A 23029-nucleotide genomic window follows, 5' to 3' on the forward strand; every position below is an offset into this window, starting at 1 on the left:
GCCTCCATGAGCAAGGCGGCAATCCACTACTCCTTCGACCACGAGCATCTGCTGGGCATTGATGGCCTTCACCCGCTCGATCTGACGCATATTCTTGATCTGGCAAACGACTATGCCGAGGCGACGCGTTCCGGCAAGCGGGCCGATCCTGTCCTGTCCGGCAAGACGGTCGTGAACCTGTTCTTCGAGAACTCGACCCGTACGATGAGCAGTTTCGAGATCGCCGCTCGCCGCCTCGGTGCGGATGTCGTGTCGATGCCGGTCGCGCAGTCCTCTGTGAAAAAGGGCGAAACGCTGATCGACACCGCAATGACGCTGAACGCAATGAAGCCTGATGTGCTTGTCGTGCGTCATTCGGCATCTGGTGGCGCCAAATTGCTGTCCCGTAAAGTTGATTGCGCCGTGATCAATGCAGGCGACGGTACGCATGAACACCCGACACAGGGCCTTCTCGACACACTGACCATCCGGCGCAACAAGGGACGTGTTGAAGGCCTCAAAGTCGTGATTTGTGGCGACATTGTCCATTCGCGTGTCGCCCGATCGACGACGCTGGCGCTGCACCTGCTTGGCGCGGAAGTTCACCTTTGCGCCCCGCGCACCCTGATGCCCTCCGGCACGGAAACATGGGGCGCTGCGTCCGCGACGTCTGATTTCGACGCAGCGCTTGAGGGAGCTGATGTCGTGATGATGCTGCGCCTGCAGCTCGAACGCATGGATGGCGCGTATCTGCCAAGTCGACGTGAGTACTTTCGCTATTTCGGCCTGACCGCCGAACGTCTCGCGCTGGCTAGGGAAGATGCCATTGTGATGCATCCCGGCCCGATGAATCGCGGGATCGAGATCGAGAGCGCCATTGCTGACGGAGAACGCTCAGTGATTACCGAGCAAGTGGAAATGGGCGTCGCGGTGCGCGAAGCTGTGCTGCATCTTCTTGCCGGAGGTCGCTCATGAGCCTGTCCATCTACAATGCCCGCCTGCTCGACCCGGCATCAGGCCTTGATGAAACTGGCGCAATCCTTATCGAAGATGGCGCGATCAAATCCGTCACGCCCGGCGCGGCATCAGCACATGAAGGTGCGAAGAGCGCGCTGGATGCTGGCGGGCTCTGTCTGGCACCTGGCCTGATCGACCTACGGGTAAAGACAGGCGAGCCTGGCGACGAACAGAAAGAAACACTGGCAACCGCCTCTCGCGCAGCAGTTGCAGGCGGTGTGACCAGCCTTGTCGTCATGCCTGACACAAAGCCGGTTGTGGATGACGTGGCCTTGGTCCGTTTCATTTCCGATCGCGCGAAGGCCAGCGCGCAGGCGCGCATCTATCCTGCGGGCGCATTGACGACCGGCCTGAAGGGCGACGCCATGGCCGAGATCGGGCTGATGGCAGACGCTGGCGCGGTACTCTTCACAAATGGCGACACACCCGTCAGCAATCCGTCGATCATGAAGCGGGCGATGACGTATGCGGCCAGCAGAGGCGCCATTGTCATGTCCCGGCCTGACGACACGGCACTGAAAGGCTCAGGCGTCATGAACGCCGGAGCATTCGCGGCGCGCAAAGGGCTCGCCGGAATCGCTAAAGAAGCTGAGTGGATCGGCGCCGCCCGTGATCTGATGCTTGCAGAAGCCACGGGCTGCACGCTGATCCTTGATCAGGTGTCGACGCTGAGAACGCTGGAAATGATCGCAGATTCTCGTGACCGCGGCGCAAGCGTGTTCTCAACAATCGCCGCCCATTCCCTGTTCTTCAATGAACTCGATGTCGGCGATTATCTCACCTATTGCAAAGTGAACCCGCCTTTCCGGGACGAAGATACGCGACAATCCATGATCACCGCGCTCAAGGCAGGCTGGATCGATGCTGTCGTATCTGCGCACGACCCACAACCTCCGGAAGAAAAACGCCTGCCATTTGGCGAAGCAAGCTTTGGAGCGGCGGGGCTCGAAACCACTCTGTCTGCCTTGTTGAGCTTTCACCATGATGGCCCGCTCAGCCTGCTCGAAGTGCTGGCACCAATTACCTCGAAACCTGCGGACATGATCGGTCTGCCTCAAGGGCGACTTTCTGAAGGTACACCTGCAGATCTGATCCTTTTCGACCCAAACAAGCCCTGGCTATGCGAGCGGGAAAACTTGCGCTCCCGGTCGACCAATTCTCCTTTTGATGGGCGACGCCTTCAAGGGATCGTGCTGAAGACATTTGTCGGCGGCGAACAGGTATTCGAACGCTAGAAGCCGCCTGCTTGCAGTGGCGAGAGTTCGCACTTAAGAATTTCAATTAGGAATTGAGGTTATCGATATGACAGCCGAGCTGGCTTTCCCCCTCGCGGCAATTTGCGGCTACCTCGCCGGATCAATTCCCTTTGGCCTTTTGATTACGCGCGCAGCTGGCCTCGGAGACATCCGCTCGATCGGCTCCGGCAATATCGGCGCGACGAATGTGTTGCGGACTGGCCGGAAGGATCTCGCCTTGGCGACGCTTCTCCTGGACAGCCTGAAGGCGGGTCTCGTGGCGCTCGCTTTTGGAATGCTGGCCGGCCGGGAAGTCGGCTTTGTGGCGGGCGCATTCGCCTTTGTCGGGCATTGCTACCCAATCTGGTTGGGTTTCAAGGGTGGCAAGGGAGTCGCGACCTATGCGGGTCTGTTGCCATTCGTCTCCTTGCCCGGATTTTATGTCGCTGCACCCGTCTGGCTCGGACTATTCGCATTGACGCGCATATCGTCGCTCGCGGCCCTAAGCGCAGCGACACTAGTGACTCCGGGCGCATGGTTGCTTGGCGAACGGAACATGTTCGTCATCGGGGGGCTGGCCCTCTTGTCAGTCTTTGTGTTCTGGACACACCGCGCCAATCTCGGCCGCCTTCTCAAGGGAGAAGAACCGAAATTTGGTGCCAAGAAAAAACCTGACTCCGAGACATGACGCCAGCGCGGCCTCTCAGTGATGTTGAACGCATCGACTGGGTGAGGCTCGCCCGCACACCGAACATTGGTCCGGTCACATTTTTCCAGTTGCTGCGAAAATTCAAATCCGCCAGCGCCGCTCTGGATGCTCTGCCTGAACTGACACGAAAGAGTCGCCGCGGGAAAGAACTCGTTCCTCCCGCAGCGGAAGAGATTGCCAAAGAACTCGATCTGACCCGTAAATATGGCGCGCAAATCCTTGCCAGTTGCGACCCGGAATATCCGCCTCTGCTGAAAGCGCTGGATCCGCCGCCTCCTGTCCTGACCGCATTAGGTAAAGTGGATCTCGCCGCGGAGCCCACAGTGGCAATAGTCGGCGCGAGAAACGCCTCCGCAGCGGGGCGCAAACTCGCACGGGACATTTCCGCCGCGCTGGGAAAGGCTGGTTTCGTCACCGTTTCCGGGCTGGCCCTCGGCATAGACGGAGAGGCCCATGCTGCAAGTCTGGCAACGAGGACCGTTGCCGTGCTCGGCGGCGCGGTGGACCATGTGTATCCGCCCCAACACGAGCGCCTCTACGCCGAGATCGCTGCGAAGGGCTTAATCTTGTCAGAAAGCCCGTTCGGGTATCGGGCCAAGGCGCAGGATTTCCCACGCCGCAATCGCATCATCACGGGATTGTCACGTGGCGTCGTCGTGGTGGAGGCAGCTGAACGATCAGGATCTCTGATTTCAGCACGTATGGCTGGCGAACAAGGCCGCGAGGTCATGGCCATGCCCGGCTCCCCGCTTGACCCGCGGTCATCTGGAACAAATCGGCTGATCCGGCAGGGCGCCACACTTGTTCGCCATGCCGACGACATTCTCGAAGTGCTTGAAAGCCTACCCTTTTCAAACGTTGCGACAAATGGCGACTTGTTTGAAGGCGCCCCTGAACCGGACCTGCCTCAAGATCTTCTCACGCGTATTGAGCACGCGCTGTCGCCGCATCCAATGCCGATCGACGAGATCGCCCGTGCGGCGGGTGCAACGCCGGCCCAATGCGCTGCAGCGCTCATGGAGCTGGAATTGTCGGGTTCCGCCACAACCCTGCCTGGCGGGTTGGCTTGCCGCGCGATTTAGAACGACATGTGTTGCTGATGCATCGGCAGGTTCATGAAAAATCAGACGGAATGGTCTGATGGCTGGACGATTCACGCCTTCCTCTCTAAGCCTCCAATTGGAGTTGAGTGGCGAAAAAGCGTGATCCACGCGCAATCCGGCACATAGAAGCAGTTGTAAGGGTACGCGTTTTGGCAAAATGGCATCATGTTGCGGCTGCGCTTGGTATGGCAGTCTCCCTTCCCTGGTACGCCATCGCCCAGGACACCGCTGCCGCGCCGCAGCCGACAGATGCGGATGAGCGCGTCGTTCTGGAAGCTGATTATGTTTACGAAATCCGCGATGAAAACCAGTTGGTCGCCGAGGGCAATGTCGAGGCGCTATACCAAGGACGCATCCTGCGCGCAGACAAGCTGGTCTACGATCGCTCCACCGAAAAAGTACGCGCCACCGGCAACGTCATCATTATTGATGAGACCGGAGCTCAACAATTTGCCGATGAAGTGGAAGTCGATTCGACCCTCTCGGACGGCTATGCGATCGGCTTTTCCGCACGTCTGGAAGGAGACGCGACCGTGGCGGCAAACTCCGCCATTCGCCAGTCCGACGGCGTGAATGCGCTGGATCAGGTCGTCTACACAGCATGTCCGGTCTGTGAGGAAGACAAGACACCAACCTGGGCAGTGCGAGCTCGCCGCGCAGTGCTTGATCAGGAAAGCCAGATGATATCTTACCGGGACGCCGTGATTGAGGTCGCGGGCATTCCAGTATTCTACTTTCCTTTTCTGGCGCATCCGGATCCGAGTTCTGAACGTCGGTCAGGGTTGCTGATTCCGTCGGCAGGAAATTCTTCAAAACTGGGATGGTTCTATCAGCAGCCGTATTATTGGGCAGTTTCTGATTCGACCGACATCACCATTGCACCGATGGTCACGCAAAACGTGAACCCTCTACTCGAGCTTGATCTGCGCAAACGCTTCTATTCGGGCTCCATCAACTTCAATACCAGCTTCACCAACGAGCAGGATTTTGACAGCGACGGCGAATTGTTCGGAGAAGAGAAACTGCGCGGCCATATATATGGAAGCGGCTTGTTTGCCATCAACAATGAATGGAAATGGGGGTTTGGAGTCGAGCATCAGAGCGACGATCTCTACGACCGACGTTACGACATCGACGGACAGGACGAGAAACGCGGCCTGTATTCCAGCCAGCCACGTCGCCTGTTGTCACAAATATTCGCGATGGGTCAGGGGGAAAGCTATTATTCAGATGTGGCGCTCCTGAAATTCCAGGGCCTCAGGTCGAGCGATGACGATGGCGAATTGCCGACAGCGCTGCCGGTTTTCTTCAGTGAGAAGTACTGGGATCTCGGAAAGATGGGCTATGCCAGCGTCAACGCATCCAGCGCCATATTGAGCCGTGATTTGGGAGCAGACAGCCACCGGGTAAGCTTTGGTGCAGACTGGTCTGATCTGAACGTGCTGCCAGGCGGGTTCACATTTGAACAGTTTGCGGAGGTCAGAGCTGACTATTACCGGCTTGATGAGGATGTGTCAGGAGAGGAAGACGCCTCTCGCATTGTCGGGAATGTTGGTGGCAAATTGGCCTATCCGATGATTCGACCGGGCGAGATGGTTGATATCATGATTGAACCAGCCGTCATGGCGGCTTGGGGACCGTCCAACGTGAATGATGACGTCATCCCGATTGAAGACAGCCTTCTGTTTGAATCAGATGCATCTTCGCTATTTGATCCGAACGGATTTGGCGCATACGACCTGTATGAAGGCGACGGGAAATTATCTGCGGGAATCACAGCCAGAACCCTCTGGAAAAACGGCATGGACTTCAGCACAACGGTTGGCAAACGTTGGCGATCACGGCCCGATGACTCCTTTGACGGTATCAGCAATCTGGACGGAACCTCGTCCGACTGGATTATCGCGGCGACAGCGAATTTCGGGCCCCAACTGAAGATCGATACGCGAGCCCGGCTGGATGAGGATGGCTTCAGCCTCAACCGAATAGACACAAAAATAACGAGTAATTTCAAACGCTTCCGAGGTGTCGCCCAATACTATAAGGTGGACGAGCGAATAGCGACCACGGGCAGAGCGGATGAAGGCATATATGTGCGTGGCGAACTCCGCGTTACCGACCAGTATTCGATTATTGCCGGACAGTTACGTGACATCGAAGACAATTTGAACGCCCGTCAGGAATACGGAATAGCATTCGAAGATGATTGCTCTCGTTTCGAACTCGTCTACCAGCGCACTGAACTCATTGATCGAACGCTCGGGCCGGAAGAGAGCATTCAGTTCCGCTTCTTCCTGAAATCAATCGGCAATTTTGGTTCAAGTGAGTTCGATTGATTCGACGGGACCGAGTGCTTTGAGCAAAGCGGCACACACTAATTTTTCGTAAGAATTCAGGGAACACTGCCCTGATGCGTTGCGCCGATACGTGGGACTTGTATGTTCCGCGCTGTATAATTGCCACGGGGCCCGGCTGGGCACTCAATGGAGGCCATTTATGGTTCGTCAGATAATCGCCGCCGTCATGATCGCGGCACTTCCCGTGGGAGGCACATCCTTCGCCCAGGAAGCCGATGCGCCAGAACGCCTTGCGCTCGAAGGCGTCGCAGCTATCGTGAACGACCAGCCAATTTCCTATTCCGACGTTCGCCAGCGCGCCCGCCTTCTTTTGCTCAGCCTTGGCGGCCAGCAGCCAACGCAGGAGCAAATTCAGCAAATCACTGGTCAGGCACTGGAACAGCTCATCGACGAACGCCTGCAGCTTGAAAAGGCAGCGGAGTTCGAAATGGAAATCTCACCTGATGAGATTAACGGCGCTGTCGATGACATGGCCCGCCAGTCCGGCGCGACCGGAGATCAATTGAAAGAGCAACTTCTCGCAGCCGGTGTAAATCCGGCCAGCTTGGAAGAGCAGATGCGCGCAGAAATCGCATGGAGCCGCGTAATGGGGGGACTCTATGGCTCCCGCATCCGAATTTCCGACAATCAGGTGGATGAACAACTGAACCGCGTACGGAACTCACTGCAACAAACGCAATTCCGCATCTCCGAAATCTTCCTGTATGCGCCAGATGCCGAGACCAAGGCGCAAGCGACCGAGGCGGCCAATTCCATCATCGGACAATTGAATCAGGGCGCTGATTTCCGCATCGCGGCGCAGCGTATTTCGTCTGCCCCGACAGCCGCCACGGGCGGAGACATGGGCTGGATCACGACGAGCGATTTGGACCCCATTCTGGCGGAAGCCGTGGAAGGCTCAGCCGGACCAGGAATTATCGGCCCGATCCAGAGCGAAAACGGTGTCTACATCCTCAACGTCGTGAACAAGCGCGAGCCTGCAAAGCTGACCACGAAAGTGGACCTGAAGCGTCTACAAGCGACAGATGGCGACGAAGCCACGCTAAAGGAAGCGATGGCCGCAATCGAGACCTGTGAGGATGTTCAGAGCGTCGCAAACTCGAAATCCAACCTGCGCCATGCTGATTTGACCGATATCGACATTGAAGAACTTGGCAGCGAAGGCAAAAGCCTCGTCATGTCTGTGGAGGTTGGTCAACCGACAGAAATCTTCGCTGCCGGCAACGGTCTTGCCCTCATGTATGTATGCCGCCGCGAAGACGGCGCGGAAGCGTTGCCATCCCGTGACGATCTGAAAGGTCGCCTGAAGGATCAGGAACTCGGGATGATTTCCGAACGAGAGCTGCGTGACCTGCGCCGCGAAGCGACGATAATCTATCGCTAGACCTTGCGCACCGCGCGGTTTGGGTGAACACCGCCTGCAATGACTGACGCGAACCGTCCTCCCTTGGTAATCACGATGGGTGACCCTGCGGGTGTGGGGCCGTCGATTACCGTTTCTGCCTGGAATGCGCTGCAAGGCGAAGCCGACTGCGCGTTCTTCGTAATCGGCGCGCCGGATCTGTATCAGGGCGAGGTACCCACCCAAACGATTTCCGATCCATCCGAAGCCTCCGGCGTATTCGGATCAGCGCTCCCTGTTCTACCGCTTGATGCATTCCCTCTCCCGGTTCGCGGGCAGCCAGACAGCCGCTCAGCCCCAGCGATAATCGCCTCGATTGAGCAAGCCGCCGCTTTTTGCCTATCCGGAGCCGCGGACGCTGTTGTCACCAATCCTATCAACAAGGCCCTGCTCTATGCCGCGGGGTTCACACACCCCGGTCATACGGAGTTCGTCGCTGCTCTGTGCAACACCGCTACGGGCGGAGCAGCTCAGCCGGTCATGTTGCTGACAGGGGGCGGATTGCGTGTCGCCCTTGCGACCATTCATATCGCGCTGAAAGATGTGTTCACTACACTGAATATGGAAGACCTCGTAAAGCTCGGCAAGATCGTCGACACGGCCATGCGCCAAGATTTCGGCCTTACGTCCCCACGCCTCGCTTTCACCGGATTAAACCCCCATGCCGGCGAGAACGGCACGATAGGCCGAGAAGAAATAGATATCATCAATCCGGCAGCGGACCAATTACGCTCAGCCGGTATAGATATGTCAGACGCACGGTCAGCTGATACGGTATTTGCCGAAGCCCGAGACGGTCGCTTCGATGCCATCATCTCCATGACGCATGATCAGGGCTTGATACCGGTGAAGACGTTGGACATGTGGGGAGGCGTGAACACGACGCTTGGCCTACCCATCGTACGCACCAGCCCGGACCACGGCACGGGATACGAAGCTGCCGCGAACGGCACCGCCCGTCCTGACAGCTTGATCGCGGCAATCCGCCAAGCGCGTTTGATTGCCGGCCATAGAAAGGAAACGGCATGAGCCGTGACGAAACGCCCCCCGGCCTGACGCAGGCCACCGCCCGCAAGGCACTTGGACAGCATTTCCTGTTCGACCCGGATATCTTGAAGCGTACGGCACTGGCGGCTGGTCCGGTTGAAGGCCGCACAGTAATCGAAGTTGGCCCCGGCCCGGGTGGCCTGACCCGCGCCCTACTGGACAATGGCGCAGGCAAGGTCATTGCAGTCGAGGCAGACGAGCGGTTTGCGGACGCGCTTAAAACGTGGCCCGAAGCCGAAACGGGTCGATTGCACGTCATTCTGAAGGATGCGCGGAAGGTTCGCTGGGAACAGGCAATTGCTGAACTCGGCGGTGAGACACCCGCCATGATCATCGCCAACCTGCCTTACAATGTTGGCACGCCTCTTCTGGTAAACTGGCTGAAGGCGGGACCGTGGCGAGGCGAGATGGCGCTAATGTTCCAGAAAGAAGTGGCAGAGCGGGTGTGCGCCAAACCGAATACGGACCATTACGGACGGCTTGCCGTGCTCGCGCACGCCGTCTGCGATCCGCATATCGCCTTCACACTGCCGCCAGGTGCATTCCGGCCACCCCCGAAAGTCGACAGCGCTGTCGCAGTCTTGCATCCACTACCGCAGGAAAAAGTCTTTCCTCATCTGGCCAAGCTGGAAGAAGTTGCTGGCGCCGCCTTCGGCCAACGCCGCAAGATGCTCCGGGCCGGATTGAAACCCCTCGCCAAGCGGCATGGTCTGAAAGCAGCTGAGTGGCTGGAAGGGTTGGACATCGACCCCACAGCAAGAGCTGAAACGCTAAGCCAGGAAGAGTTCAGGCGCATGGCCTCTTCACTCGTCAAGCCCGCATAAAAAAACGCCCCGGCTGCCCGGGGCGTTTCTGATTTCAGGATTCCGCACTAAGCGCGCGTATCGAAGCGGTCAGCTTCCATCACTTTCGTCCAGGCCGCGATGAAGTCGTCGACCAGTTTCTCCTTGTTGTCGTCCTGTGCGTACACTTCCGCATAGGCGCGCAGGATGGAGTTCGACCCGAAGACAAGGTCAATCCGTGTAGCGGTCCACTTCGGTGCATCAGTCTGGCGATCGCGGATCGAGAAGATGCCCTCGTCGTCCGTTGGGTTCCACGTATTCGACATATCGGTCAGATTGACAAAGAAGTCGTTCGTCAGCGCACCCACATTGTCTGTGAACACACCATGAGCGCTGCCGCCATGATTGGTGCCGATGACACGCATACCGCCTACAAGGCACGTCATTTCCGGAGCGGTCAGGCCCAGCAGCTGCGTGTGGTCCAGAAGGATCTCTTCCGGCTTCACCACATAGTCGTCCTTGATCCAGTTCCGGTAGCCATCAACCAGAGGCTCGAGCGGCTCAAATGATTCCGCATCCGTCATCTCGGCAGTCGCATCGCCACGGCCCGGTGTGAAAGGCACAGTCTTTGTAAATCCAGCCGCCTTCGCTGCCTGCTCTACGCCGACATTGCCGGCCAGAACGATGACATCTGCGATGCTTGCGCCGGTTTCCTTTGCGATCGGCTCCAGAACCTCCAGAACGCGGGACAGACGGGCTGGCTCGTTTCCATCCCAGTCATTCTGAGGTGCGAGGCGAATACGCGCGCCATTCGCGCCACCACGCATGTCAGAGCCGCGATACGTACGGGCACTGTCCCAAGCGGTCGACACCATGTCGGCAACAGACAGACCACTGTCCGCAATCTTCGCTTTGACGGCCTCCACATCATAGTCCGTGCTGCCCGCAGGGACCGGATCCTGCCAGATCAAATCCTCCTGTGGCACCCAAGGGCCGATGTAGCGAGGCTTTGGCCCCATGTCGCGGTGAGTCAGCTTGAACCATGCGCGCGCGAAGGTCCTGGAGAAATAGTCATGATCCTCGCGGAACTTCTCCATGTATTTGCGATAGATCGGATCGACCTTCATGGCCATGTCCGCATCTGTCATCATCGGCATGGTACGGATGGAAGGATCCTCCACATCGACTGGCATGTCGGCTTCGTCAATGCTGACAGGCTTCCACTGCCAGGCGCCTGCCGGGCTCTTGGTCAGCTCCCATTCATGGTCCAGCAGCATGTCGAGATAGCCACCATCCCATTTTGTCGGCTCCGATGTCCATGCGCCCTCAGGGCCGCCAGTCAAGGTGAAACGACCATTTCCAGACTGGTTGGAGTTTTTCCACCCCAGCCCCATACCAACAACGTCTTCGCCCTCGGGCTCAGGTCCAAGTCCGGTCGGGTCAGAATTTCCGTGACATTTGCCAATTGTGTGGCCACCCGCCGTCAGCGCAGCAGTCTCTTCGTCGTTCATGGCCATGCGCTTAAATGTTTCGCGGACGTCCATCGCTGTTCTGGCCGGGTCAGGCTTTCCGTTCACACCTTCCGGGTTCACATAGATCAGTCCCATCACCACCGCAGCGAGCGGATTGGCGAGTGACTCACGCTCGTCCAGCTTTTCATAGCGGGAATCTGTCAGCCACTCCTTCTCGGAACCCCAGAACGTGTCTTTCTCTGGATGCCAGATGTCTTCGCGTCCGAAGGCAAACCCGAACGTCTCAAGACCAGCCACTTCATAAGCGGCGTTACCAGCCAGAATGATCAAATCGGCCCAGCTGAGCTTGTTGCCATATTTCTTCTTGATCGGCCAAAGCAGACGGCGCGCCTTGTCCAGATTGGCATTGTCCGGCCACGAATTAAGCGGTGCGAAACGCAAATTGCCTGCGCCGCCGCCGCCGCGACCATCTGCCAGTCGATACGATCCCGCCGAGTGCCACGCCATACGCACGAAGAGACCTGCATAGCTGCCCCAGTCCGCTGGCCACCAATCCTGGCTGTCTGTCACGAGGGCGTGCACGTCTTTCTTGAGGGCTTCATAGTCGAGCTTCTCGACTTCCTTGCGATAGGAGTAATCAGGTCCGTAAGGCTGAACCTTCCGGTCATGCTGATGCAGAATGTCGAAATTGAGTGATTTGGGCCACCAGGCCGTCACAGATGTTTCAGTCGACGTGAGACTTCCGTGCATCACAGGGCATTTGCCGCCACCGCCCATATCATTGCCGTCCATAATCCTATCCCTTTCGCTCGGTTCGAAAACCTGTTTCCGGCCCGCTGGTGAGGCCACCTGAACACGCCGCCTATGACTTGGCCGGGGGCCGCCCAAGTTTGATTGCGTCGATGAGAAAAGGTTACGTCGAGTTGCGCAATAGGACCAATTGATTGCTTTGCGAACATCTATAGATTTATTCTATCTGTCAAAATTTCCATTCAAAACAAAGGCCCCGACACTTTCGCGCCGGGGCCTTCCATAAAAAATTCATGTGGCTCAGTGGCCAGCAAGCACCGCAAGCATGAGCAGGGCCACAATATTGGTGATCTTGATCATGGGATTCACGGCTGGGCCAGCCGTGTCCTTGTAAGGGTCACCCACCGTATCGCCTGTCACGGCAGCCTTGTGGGCTTCGGAGCCCTTGCCGCCATGATTGCCGTCTTCGATATACTTTTTGGCATTGTCCCAGGCACCGCCGCCGGACGTCATCGAAATGGCGACAAACAGGCCCGTCACGATGACACCGAGCAACATGGCCCCGACAGCTGCGAGCGCAGCGCCCTTGCCGGCAATCAGGAAGATCGCACCAAAGAGCACAATCGGCGACAGGACTGGCAACAGCGACGGCACGATCATTTCCTTGATCGCAGCCTTGGTCAGCAAGTCCACGGCCCGGCTGTAGTCAGGCTTCACTTCGCCTTTCATGATACCTGGCATTTCCCGGAACTGGCGACGCACTTCCTCAACCACCGACTGCGCCGCACGGCCAACAGCCATCATCGACAGGCCACCAAACAGGAATGGCAGCAGACCGCCAAACAGGAGGCCAACCACGACATACGGATTCGCAATCGAGAAGTCGGCAACCGTGTTGTAGAAGAAGTCCCCTTCCTGCGCGCGGGCCGAGAAGTATTTCAGATCTTCTGCATAAGCCGCAAACAGAACCAGCGCACCGAGGCCCGCCGATCCGATAGCATATCCCTTGGTGACAGCTTTGGTCGTATTGCCAACCGCATCAAGCGCATCAGTCGTATCGCGGATCTCAGACGGCAGTTCCGCCATCTCAGCGATGCCGCCTGCATTGTCCGTAACAGGGCCGAACGCGTCCAGCGCCACGATGATACCGGCAAGCGCCAGCATGGTCGTCGTCGCAATGGCGATCCCATAGAGGCCAGCGAGATTGAAGGTCAGAATGATGCCCGCAATAATCACGATGGCTGGCAGAGCCGTTGATTCAAGCGAGACGGCCAAGCCCTGGATCACGTTTGTGCCATGACCAGATTCAGAAGCCATCGCGATGGAGCGAACCGGACGGTACTTGGTTTCGGTATAATAAGCCGTGATCACAACGATCAGGCCTGTAACGACCAGACCAACCACACCGCATCCAAACAGCATCCAACCAGACACGTCGTTTGCAAGACCAAGACGCGTACCGGCATCTTCCAGCACACCAAAACCGTTCGGCAGTACGGTTGCCACGGCCACAGCCAAGCCACCTATCGATAGGATTCCCGTCACGATGAGGCCCTTGTAAAGCGCTCCCATGACATCTGTCTTGCCCGGCCCGAGATTAACGAAATACGTGCCAATGATCGACGTGACGATACACACGGCGGCAATTGCCAACGGCAGCATCATGATTTCGACGATGTACGGAGCGCCTGAGAAATAGATCGCGCCGAGAACCATGGTCGCTACCAGCGTTACGGCGTACGTCTCGAACAGGTCAGCGGCCATACCGGCACAATCGCCAACATTGTCACCGACATTGTCTGCAATCGTCGCGGCGTTGCGGGGGTCATCCTCCGGAATGCCGGCCTCGACCTTGCCGACCATATCTCCGCCGACATCCGCACCCTTGGTGAAAATACCGCCGCCAAGGCGCGCAAAGATCGAGATCAGGGACGCACCAAAGCCGAGCGCCACTAGCGAGTCGATCACGAGGCGTTTTTCACTCTCAACTGCGAGATTGAGGCCCGTGACCATTGTAAGCAGGCCGTAATAAACCACGATGCCCAACAGCGCGAGGCCAACAACGAGCATGCCGGTAATGGCGCCCGACTTGAAGGCGAGCTTCAGACCGGCATTCAGACCGGACTTCGCCGCTTCAGTTGTGCGCACATTCGCCTGCACCGACACTTTCATGCCAATAAAGCCGGCCGCACCGGACAAGGCTGCGCCGATAATGAAGCCGAGCGGCACCTGCCAATTGCGGAACAGGATGACCAGCAGAACGACGACCACAACACCGACAATGCCGATGGTCCGGTACTGACGGCCAAGATAGGCGTTAGCGCCTTCCTGAATGGCCTGAGCGATTTCGCGCATACGCGCATCACCTGACGGGGCCTTCATGATCGAGTTGATCTGGAGCCAGCCATATAGGACCGACAAAAGACCCGCCGCGAGAGCGAGATAATACCACATGGATTACGTTTCCTTCCCTTAAAACAGAACTTCAACGCCAGGTTTTCCTGATCATGCACTGTTTATTATAGGACGCCAGCCTGCCTTTCCTTTGGGGAATAGGCAATATCCCTCCCTTCAGGCGCGAGTCAGGCCGGGCCCAGTTCAGCCATGCTCGAAGCCGAGAGTTTCAGGGAGGTTAACGGCCTCTCCGCGCCAGGTAATGGAGAGTCCTGTTTTTTGGGAAGTTTCCCCAATACGCGCAACAGAAACACCCGCATCATCAGCATCGGCCAATATGGTTTCGCGTCGCGTTTTTTCGCTGGTGAAGAGGATCTGGTAGTCGTCACCCCACGTCGCCAGACGTAGCATCGTGTCGATATCTGTCGCTTTCCCGGCGAACCGTATCTCCTCCAGCGCCAGTTTCATGCCGACGCCTGACGCCTCGCCGAGCGCCGATGCATCCCCCAACAGTCCGTCCGACACATCCATCGCTGCGCTCGCATGGTTCGCAATCAGGTGGGCCGCGCTAACAGGCTGCAGTCTCGGCACGCGATAGACCGCGACATGAGGCGAATCGCACTCGCCGCGTTGTAGTGCCTCGAACCCCAGACAGGCTGCGCCCATCTCTCCCGTCACCCAGATATCCTGATCATGCGCCGCCCCGCTCCGCCTGACCGGATGCTCGCAAAGGCACCGCCCCGTCAGCGTGAGCGAGAGGAACAAGCCGGCCCGGCTACGCACGGTATCACCTCCGACAAGCCGAGCGCCGAATGTCTCAAGATCATCGCCAAGAGCCGACGCAAACGCGGCGATCTCCGATTCCGGCCTTGAGTTCGGCCAGCCCAGAGTGAGCAAGACATCTTCGGGCAGCGCACCTTTCGAGAGAACGTCCGACACATTCGTACGCACCAGCTTGCGCGCAATCGTATCGATGGGATCATCCGGCAAAAAATGCACGCCTTCGACCAATGCGTCCGTTGTCGCAATCAGTCGCCCATCGCCGCCAGACAGCTCCGCCACGTCATCTCGCAAACCCGCTGCCCCTGGCGCTGTGGCCAGAGGTGCAAAATAGCGGGAGATCCAGTCGCGTTCACTCACCCTGCAGGGAGCCCTTATTCTTCAGGGGCCGCGGCTCACCGTCCAGCACCACGCCCCACACCGGAATGTGCTCCCACTCCGCGCCAGGCATGTCCAGCGGGTTGGCACCAAGAATGGTGAAATCTGCACGTTTGCCCGTTGCGATGGAGCCAATCTCAGCCTCAAGCCCCAAGGCCATCGCCGCGTCCAGCGTGATCGCCTCCATGGCCTCATAGCGGCTCAGCGCCATGCCGGCTTCATAAGTGCTGCCTTCCCGCGTTGCACGGGTGACGTGGACGCCTGCAGCGCGCAGCGGATGGGGCGGAGCAAGCGGCGCGTCGCTGTGCACGGCCACCGGCACTCCCGCTTCGGTCAGCGCACCCAGCGGCGAGATCCATTTTGCCCGTACGTCGCCCAATGGCCCCGCATATTCATTTGCCATGTAAAATACGTAGTGGCTGGCCGCAGACAGGCGCGCGCCGAGTTGACCGGCCAGTTCAACCTGCTCCTCCGAAAAGAGGCCACCATGTTCAATCACGAAGCTGTTGGCCGGACCATCATCGCCTTCACGAAGCATAGCCAGAGCCTCCAATGTTGCTCCCTGCGCGGCATCCCCGTTGGAATGAATGTTCACGCCGAGGTCGGCATCCCAATAGGGCTGAATGGCGGGAACGATCCCGTCGGGGCCCGCCACCCAGAGCCCCTCTGACCCTTCCGATTGCCCTGAGAGGTACCCCGGCGGAGAAAGCCGCATCGTCTGGCTGTAGAAGGCGCCATCGGTGAAGAACTTTACGCGCGGCAGAATAGGTGCCGCCGTATCCGTATTCCCGCTCGCCATATCCAGCACGGCCTGAACCTTGCCGTCTCCGAAAGCCCGCTCGAGCGCACGATGCTCCGGGATCAGATAGAGGTGATAGCCAGCCTGCTGCGGGCTGCCCCAATTGGCGCGAATGTTCGCCGCCTCCATTTCCCAGCCGAACATGCCGTAGCCGAGCTCCGCAGTTGTCGTGACACCAGCCTGGCGCAGCATGGATGAGAATCCGTTGAAGCCCGCCGTGACATTTTCAGGCGTCAGGATCACGCCAGCGAACGCTTGCACCACCAGCATGGCCGCATCTTCATAAATCCGACCGGTCAGCGCGCCATCCGCATCGAGGTCTACCCCGTGAAACTGCTCAGCCATATCAGGCGTGAACCCGGCAGCATTAATCGCCGCGCTGTTCAAATAGAAATCATGTGACGAATAGTGCCAGACGATCAGCGGCTGGTCCGGTGCAATCGCGTCGAGATCTGCCCGGTGCAGATCCCCATGCACCAGATTATGATAGCCATAGGCAACAATCGGCTCACTCGGCCCAGCCGCCTCCACCAGTTCGGACAGCGCCTGCAGAAACGCGGCGCGATTGGGCAGTCCAGCCTTCATGCCGTGTGGTGTGGCCATCGGCCAGGGCGGCGTGATGGGCAGATTGTATTGCAATGAGCCAAGCACGACGTGGATGTGCGGATCAATCAGGCCCGGCACGATGGTCTTGTCTTCGAAGACCGGGTTCACTCGCGCTGATGGCAAGTCTCGCCTCAGCTCTTCCAGAGAGCCTACAGCAACGATCCTGTCAGCCGACACCGCGACCGCTTCAGCCGTCTTGTCCTCGCCCGTCATCGTGACCACGGCCTGCGCCGGATAGATCACGATGTCATAGCCTGCCGCCAAATCCTGCTTCGGTGCTGGCGCAGCACACGCGACAGCTGCAATGCTTGCAGCCAATGCCCATTTTTTCATGAGGCCCGTCTCCCTTGTATTTTTGGGAGAGCGTGAAGCGCCTTGCACGGCAATGCAAGCCGGATCAGATACCTTCGCGGCCGATTGCGTAAAAGCGTTCCCGGCGTTGCGCGCGCAGCTCTGACGGACTGAGACCGTCCAGTTCCTTCAGCGCTTCTTCCAGCGCCTTGGACGCCGCAGCCATTGCCCGCTTCGGATCACGATGCGCACCGCCGACTGGCTCCTTGACCACACCGTCAATGACTTTGGTCTTTAGCAAATCCGGCGCGGTGATCTTCATCGCATCGGCGGCTTCCTTCGCCTTGGCAGCGTCCCGGTACAGGATTGATGCGCAGCCCTCTGGCGAGATTACGGAATAGATCGCGTGTTCCATCATCAGCACCTTGTTGGCCGCGGCAATGCCAATCGCACCGCCGGACATGCCTTCGCCGATGATCAGCGTCACGAACGGCACACCAAGCGAAAGCCCGCGCTGGGTTCCGCGTGCGATCGCTTCGGCCTGGCCGCGCTCTTCGCCACCCTTGCCGGGATATGCCCCTTGCGTATCAGGGAAGCTGAGTACCGGCAGGTCAAATTTCTCGGCCATATCCATCAGGCGCACAGCCTTGCGGTAGCCTTCTGGGTGAGCCATGCCGAAATTGTGCTTCAGGCGCTTCTCGATGGTTCGGCCCTTTTCATGGCCCATGATCACAACCGGGCGCCCTTTGAAGCGGGCAAGGCCACCAACGATCGCTTCGTCATTTCCGAAAACGCGATCGCCCGCGAGTTCTTCGAAATCCTCGAAAATGTTCTCGATGAAGTCGGACAGATGCGGCCGATCCGGATGGCGCGCTACCAGCGTTTTCCGCCAGGCACTGAGATCGGAATACATATCCTTCAGCTGCTTGTTCGACTTCGCCTTGAGCTTCTTCAGCTCGTCGGTGATCGAGGGCCCTTCCTTGCTTGAAGCAAGCGCTTCCAGCTCGGAAATCTTCGCGTCCAGCTCCGCAATGGGCTTTTCGAAATCAAGATATGTCGTGGTCATGGGTACAAGTTAGCAATGGAGCACTGACTCGCCTAGCCGCGAATTCACTAAAGGGCGCCCTGAAGCTTGATGACGGCAGGCGTGATCAGAACGCCCAATAGGACCGGAAAAACAAATAAAATCAAAGGCAAAGTCAATTTCGCGGGCAAAGCCATCGCTTTTTCTTCCGCCATCAGGATCCGGCGTTTACGCATATCTGCCGAGAAAACACGCAAGGTTTGCCCGAGACTCGTTCCCATTTCCTCGGCCTGACGCAGCATTGTGGCCAGAGAACTCGCCTCTTCAATGCACATCCGGTCCGCAAAGGCGCGCCACGCATTCTTGCGCGCCTTGCCTGCCCGCAGCTCCAGAGACAGCGTCTTCATATGCATCGCGATGATGGGATGACGCAGTTCCAGCTCCTCCCCAACGCGCTGAACAGACGCATCAAGGCTGAGACCAGCTTCCACACAAGCGACCATCAGGTCCATCATGTCCGGAAAGCCCGCAGAGCATTGCTGTTGCCTCGCAGCCGCCTTGCGGGAGACGATGGCATCAGGCGCCAGAATGCCCGCAATCAACAAGCCAATGCTGACGAACAGGAGGGTTTGTTTCGACACATCGCCCAGATAGGGCAAGGCGAGCAGAAGCAGGATTTGCGGCACCACCACACAAGCGATCCGCGCGATATAATACCGACCCACGGAGGTCGGGCTGGTATATCCCGCCAGCAACAGTTTGGCGCGCACCTGGCTGACCGCCTCCTCGTTCGATGGGGTTGCCTTGTTCGCCAGGCCGATCACCGCACGCCCAATGCGGCTTTCATTGCGAACTTCGGCGCGGGCGGGCTTCTGGTCCTTGCGCTCAAGCCGGCGCTCAAGGTCTTCCTTGGCTTTCCAGCTGCGCCCAAAGGCCAGCAGCGCCGGCATGGCGAGGACACCGGCAAAGGCCAGCATGAGGATCGGCAAGAGTGTGGAGGCTGTCAGTGGCATTGCTCCGTATCCCCTACATCTTGAAATTGATCATCTTGCGCATGACGAAATTGCCAATCGCCAGCCAGATGAAGAAAGCAGGAAACAGAACCCGCACGAGCGGGTCATCGATAACTTCGCCATAAAATTCCGGCCGCAGCATGTGGATACCCGCCATGACAATGAACGGCGCTGACGTCAGGATCATGGCAGAGGCCCGCCCCTCCGACGACGCCGCCTTCACCTTCAGGCGCATGGTCTGGCGTTCACGGATGGTTGTGACATTGGCTTTCAACAATTCGCAGAGATTGCCCCCCGTCTTTTCCTGTAGACGGACCGTCGCCACGAACAGCTCCACATCCGGATCGCCTGCCCGCACGGCCATGCGCTGCACAGCGTTTGTCAGAGACATACCGTAGGAGACCTCATCCGCCGCCATGCCAAATTCTGTGCCGATGGGGTCCGGCATTTCCCGCGCGACCAGCGCCACGGCCGTGGCAACCGGGTGTCCCGCCTCAAGGCTTCGGCAGACGATCTGCAATGCGTCTGGCAATTGCTGGGACATCTTCTTCATACGACCGCCCGCCACGATCTTGAGGCCGATGATGGGCGCCAGCAGGAAGATGCCCGCCGCAATGCCGAGCGCAGGCCCGGCTCCGCCGACGAAACGCCAATAGGCAAGCGCGGCAACCAGTCCTGCCCCGGCAGACATGCCGAACCATTTGAGCGGCTGGAATTTCAGGCCTGACCGGACCACCAGCTGGTTGAACCATTGTAGTGGCATGGAAAGATTTCCATCCCGGTCCAGCCCCCGCGCCTTGCGCAGCTCGATCATCGCTTCACTGGTCGTTTCAAACCGCTCCTTGAACTGAAGGCGCTTGTTCACAATCCGGCGGGTCTGCGCCTCCGTCACCAGGCCCATAACGGACTGGATCGCCAGAAAAGCCGCCCCTATCGCCATGATGACCGGGATCAGGATTGTCAGGCTCAGCTGAGAGATGTCTGGCAACCAGGACATGCGGCGCGCAGCCTCCTAGAACCGCATCGACGGGTCGAACATGCCCTCCGGCATGTGAACGCCGCGGCGCTCCATTTCATCCAGGAATTTCGGGCGCAGGCCAGTGGCGGCGAAGTGCCCTTGCACCTTGCCCTCATCTGTCGTGCCAGTGCGCTCGAAACGGAAAATTTCCTGCAATTGCACGACCGCGCCTTCCATGCCGGTCACTTCCGATATCGACACTACTTTCCGCGAACCATCTGACAAGCGCGTGGCCTGAACGATGAAGTTCACGGCCGAGGCAATCTGACCACGGATGGCTGTTTCCGATATCTTCATGCCGCCCATCATCACCATCTGCTCCAGACGGGTCAGCGCGTCACGCGGGTTGTTGGCGTGGATTGTCGCCATGGAGCCTTCATGACCCGTATTCATGGCCTGCAGCATGTCGAAGGCCTCTTCAGAGCGCACCTCGCCCAGGATCACCCGGTCCGGACGCATGCGCAGCGCATTCTTGACGAGTTCACGCTGGCGAATCTCTCCTTTGCCTTCAATATTTGGCGGCCGGGTTTCCATGCGCGCCACGTGCGGCTGCTGAAGTTGCAGCTCAGCGGCATCCTCAATCGTGATCAGACGCTCGTCCGGGCTGATCGCAGCGGACAGCGCATTGAGCAGCGTCGTTTTTCCCGAGCCCGTACCGCCTGAAATGACGGTCGACGCGCGACACTTCACAGCGCCCAGAATGAAGTCTGCAACAGGCTGGGGGATCGCCCCAAAGCCAACCAGCTTTTCCATGGTCAGCGGCGACTTCGAGAATTTCCGGATGGATACAAGTGGCCCGTCAATGGCAATGGGCAACACGGCAGCGTTCACCCGGCTGCCGTCCAGCAGACGCGCATCGACGAGGGGCTGGCTTTCGTCCACGCGACGCCCCACAGCCGCCACGATGCGCTGAACGATGCGAAGCAAATGGTCATTGTCAGCAAACCTGACAGGCGCCAGTTGAAGCTTTCCGTGGCGCTCAACATAGACTTGGTTGCAGCCATTGATCAGGATATCCGCGATGGAGTCGTCCTTCAGCAAAGGCTCGATGGGCCCGAGACCGGTCATTTCGTCCATCACCGCGTCTGCGAAACTTGCTTCCTCAGCGGCGGACAGCGCCATTTCTTCCTTCTTGATAATTTCCGACACGATACCGCGCACGCGGCGGCGCATCGTTTCATCATCCATCTTGTCGAGCGCAGACAGGTCGAGTTCGTCGATCAGTTTGGCATGGATGCGCAGCTTTGCATCGAGCTGGTCAAATGCCTTTGCATCAGCCGCCGCCATTTGCGGCGCAGGCTTTGGCGTGCTTGCCTCGGGCGTGACCTGAGGCGCCTGCTCCATGTCAGGCTTCTTGACGGCATTGGAAAATCCGAAGCGGCTCATGACGCTTTCCTCCGCGCAGGCATTTGCGGCACGTGGGCGGCGAGCACACCGTCCGGCATAAGGCGGTCGACCAGCGCAGAGATGTCCGCCACCAAAGCGCTCTTGGGCTTCACATCGGCAATGGGCTTGCCGAGATTGACGGCTGTTCTGGCAGCGTCCCAATCGGATGTGATTGTTGCATCAATACTCCGCTCAATCGCCTTCTCCGCCTTGTCGACGGCGAACTCGGCGCGGAACCGCTTCTTGGGGAACATGCGGTTCAGCACCAGCTTGGTCTTGCGGTCAGGGCTGCGCAGCATGTCGACCTCGCGGGCCATGTCAGCCGCCGCGTGGAGGCTGGGAACGGTCAGCTCACTGATGATGATTGCCTCATCAACTGCGCCGAGAATAGGCTTCGTCCACGGCATCATGTGTCGTGGCATGTCCACAAGCACGAATGGGAATTCTGCACAGGCAACATCCAGCAGTCGCAGGATGGCTGCTTCGGTGGCCAGCGCATCTGCGTCCGGGTTGCGCGGCGCGGAAATGGTCGAAACGCCATCCTCATGCTGCCAGCACCAGGCCGCGAGCAAGCGCGCATCAAGTCGCTCTGGCGCAGCGGAAAGTGCCGCCAGATCCAGCTTTGGCACCGCTTCCAGAAATGAACTGACCATACCGTCAGCAACGTTCAGATCGACGAGGCAGACCTTGCCGGGTCCGACTTTCTCACAAATCGCAAATGCGCTTTCGATTGCCAACGTCGAAACTCCGGCCCCACCAACCGCCCCACGAAACGCCCAGCAGACTGCAGATGCCGGTTCTTCAGGCTTTGTCTCAATCGCTTCAGCCGCTGCGCGAATGCGATCAATTGAGTCCAGCACATCGCCCGCGCCCGCATCAGAAGGCAAAATGTCGGACGCCTCAATCTTCATCAACGCCCGTACGATATGGACTGGAAGACTGTCGGAGACCATCAGAACCGCGCTGTCCGGTTTGTCGACAGCCAGCCCCAGAACAATCTGCTCCGCACCAGGCACGCCATGCTCCAGAAGGATCAAGGCGCCGCCGAATGTCTCCACGATTTGAGCCGGGTCCATCGGGGACAGGTCAACGACATTCCGACAGATGGATTTCAGCTGCTCCAGGCGTTCTGTGCTGGCCAGTGCCGCAATCGCAGGAATTGGCATTGCAGCAGGTGCCCGACCGGTTTCGCTCTCATGTTTGCGTTCAGATCCCGACATCAGCTTCCCCCTGACGCACTGACAGAAGAGTCTCTGAGTTCCCGCGTCTTGCCTTCGTTCAAGGCCTTCACCGCATTCGCGGCGCGCAGCCCCGAATTGGATTCCACGGTCTTGGAATTGCTCAGCTCAACATCGCGGATCGAATGGGTCGCGATATTTGCGGCATTCGCTCCACCAAGCAAATAGGTGTCCTGATGGTCATGGCTTGCACAGCCAACCACGCCCGCGGCTGCGAGAAGAACGCACACAATCCTGACTCTGGTCATA

At 58.6% G+C, this 23029-nt stretch carries 18 protein-coding genes; 8 read left to right on the forward strand and 10 right to left on the reverse strand.

Going from position 1 to position 23029, the window contains the following annotated elements:
- Positions 1–6: 6 nt before the first annotated feature.
- From HY36_RS10625 to rsmA, 8 genes are all read left to right on the forward strand, one after another.
- Complete coding sequence (locus HY36_RS10625) at positions 7–954, forward strand: aspartate carbamoyltransferase catalytic subunit (RefSeq protein WP_035552307.1); 948 nt, start codon at positions 7–9, stop codon at positions 952–954.
- Positions 951–2231 (forward strand): dihydroorotase, encoded by a 1281-nt coding sequence (gene pyrC / locus HY36_RS10630; RefSeq protein WP_035552310.1) that lies wholly within the window; start codon positions 951–953, stop codon positions 2229–2231. The genes HY36_RS10625 and pyrC overlap by 4 nt, the downstream gene beginning before the upstream one ends.
- 67 nt (positions 2232–2298) lie before the next feature.
- Positions 2299–2919, forward strand: coding sequence for a glycerol-3-phosphate 1-O-acyltransferase PlsY (gene plsY, locus HY36_RS10635; RefSeq protein WP_035552312.1), 621 nt, complete (start codon positions 2299–2301; stop codon positions 2917–2919).
- Complete coding sequence (gene dprA, locus HY36_RS10640) at positions 2916–4022, forward strand: DNA-processing protein DprA (protein ID WP_035552315.1); 1107 nt, start codon at positions 2916–2918, stop codon at positions 4020–4022. The genes plsY and dprA overlap by 4 nt, the downstream gene beginning before the upstream one ends.
- A gap of 206 nt (positions 4023–4228) precedes the next feature.
- A complete protein-coding gene (locus HY36_RS10645) occupies positions 4229–6379 on the forward strand; it encodes an LPS-assembly protein LptD (RefSeq protein ID WP_051602703.1) in 2151 nt (716 codons plus the stop codon).
- A 160-nt stretch (positions 6380–6539) separates the two neighbouring features.
- Complete coding sequence (locus tag HY36_RS10650) at positions 6540–7784, forward strand: peptidylprolyl isomerase (RefSeq protein WP_035552318.1); 1245 nt, start codon at positions 6540–6542, stop codon at positions 7782–7784.
- 39 nt (positions 7785–7823) lie between these two features.
- Positions 7824–8831 (forward strand): 4-hydroxythreonine-4-phosphate dehydrogenase PdxA, encoded by a 1008-nt coding sequence (gene pdxA / locus HY36_RS10655; RefSeq protein WP_035552319.1) that lies wholly within the window; start codon positions 7824–7826, stop codon positions 8829–8831.
- Positions 8828–9673, forward strand: coding sequence for a 16S rRNA (adenine(1518)-N(6)/adenine(1519)-N(6))-dimethyltransferase RsmA (gene rsmA / locus HY36_RS10660; RefSeq protein ID WP_051602704.1), 846 nt, complete (start codon positions 8828–8830; stop codon positions 9671–9673). The genes pdxA and rsmA overlap by 4 nt, the downstream gene beginning before the upstream one ends.
- A 47-nt stretch (positions 9674–9720) precedes the next feature.
- Here rsmA and katG read toward each other — a convergent pair whose 3' ends face one another.
- From katG to HY36_RS10710, 10 genes are all read right to left on the reverse strand, one after another.
- Positions 9721–11895 carry a catalase/peroxidase HPI gene (katG, locus tag HY36_RS10665; protein WP_155841856.1) on the reverse strand — a complete coding sequence of 725 codons (2175 nt, stop codon included), beginning with the start codon at positions 11893–11895 and terminating at the stop codon, positions 9721–9723.
- A gap of 258 nt (positions 11896–12153) precedes the next feature.
- Entirely contained in the window at positions 12154–14307 is a 2154-nt protein-coding gene (locus HY36_RS10670; RefSeq protein WP_035552321.1) for a sodium-translocating pyrophosphatase, read from the reverse strand.
- Positions 14308–14451: 144 nt separating this feature from the next.
- On the reverse strand, positions 14452–15387 hold the full coding sequence (gene thiL / locus HY36_RS10675; RefSeq protein WP_035552325.1) for a thiamine-phosphate kinase: 936 nt from the start codon (positions 15385–15387) through the stop codon (positions 14452–14454).
- Positions 15380–17143 (reverse strand): amidohydrolase, encoded by a 1764-nt coding sequence (locus tag HY36_RS10680; protein WP_035552329.1) that lies wholly within the window; start codon positions 17141–17143, stop codon positions 15380–15382. Before HY36_RS10680 ends, thiL begins: the two co-directional genes overlap by 8 nt.
- Positions 17144–17207: 64 nt before the next feature.
- Positions 17208–18167, reverse strand: coding sequence for an acetyl-CoA carboxylase carboxyltransferase subunit alpha (locus tag HY36_RS10685; protein WP_035552333.1), 960 nt, complete (start codon positions 18165–18167; stop codon positions 17208–17210).
- A 47-nt stretch (positions 18168–18214) separates the two neighbouring features.
- On the reverse strand, positions 18215–19138 hold the full coding sequence (locus HY36_RS10690) for a type II secretion system F family protein (protein WP_051602705.1): 924 nt from the start codon (positions 19136–19138) through the stop codon (positions 18215–18217).
- A gap of 13 nt (positions 19139–19151) precedes the next feature.
- Positions 19152–20135 (reverse strand): type II secretion system F family protein, encoded by a 984-nt coding sequence (locus HY36_RS10695; protein ID WP_241764190.1) that lies wholly within the window; start codon positions 20133–20135, stop codon positions 19152–19154.
- Between the two features lie 15 nt (positions 20136–20150).
- The gene (locus HY36_RS10700) at positions 20151–21500 is read right to left on the reverse strand and encodes a CpaF family protein (RefSeq protein WP_348764108.1); all 1350 of its coding nucleotides are present in this window, start codon (positions 21498–21500) and stop codon (positions 20151–20153) included.
- A 38-nt stretch (positions 21501–21538) separates the two neighbouring features.
- Entirely contained in the window at positions 21539–22762 is a 1224-nt protein-coding gene (locus tag HY36_RS10705; RefSeq protein ID WP_035552339.1) for an AAA family ATPase, read from the reverse strand.
- A complete protein-coding gene (locus tag HY36_RS10710; RefSeq protein WP_035552342.1) occupies positions 22762–23028 on the reverse strand; it encodes a hypothetical protein in 267 nt (88 codons plus the stop codon). Before HY36_RS10710 ends, HY36_RS10705 begins: the two co-directional genes overlap by 1 nt.
- Position 23029 lies beyond the last annotated feature (1 nt).

This window comes from Hyphomonas atlantica corrig. (assembly GCF_000682715.1).
GTDB classification, from domain to species: Bacteria; Pseudomonadota; Alphaproteobacteria; order Caulobacterales; family Hyphomonadaceae; genus Hyphomonas; species Hyphomonas atlantica.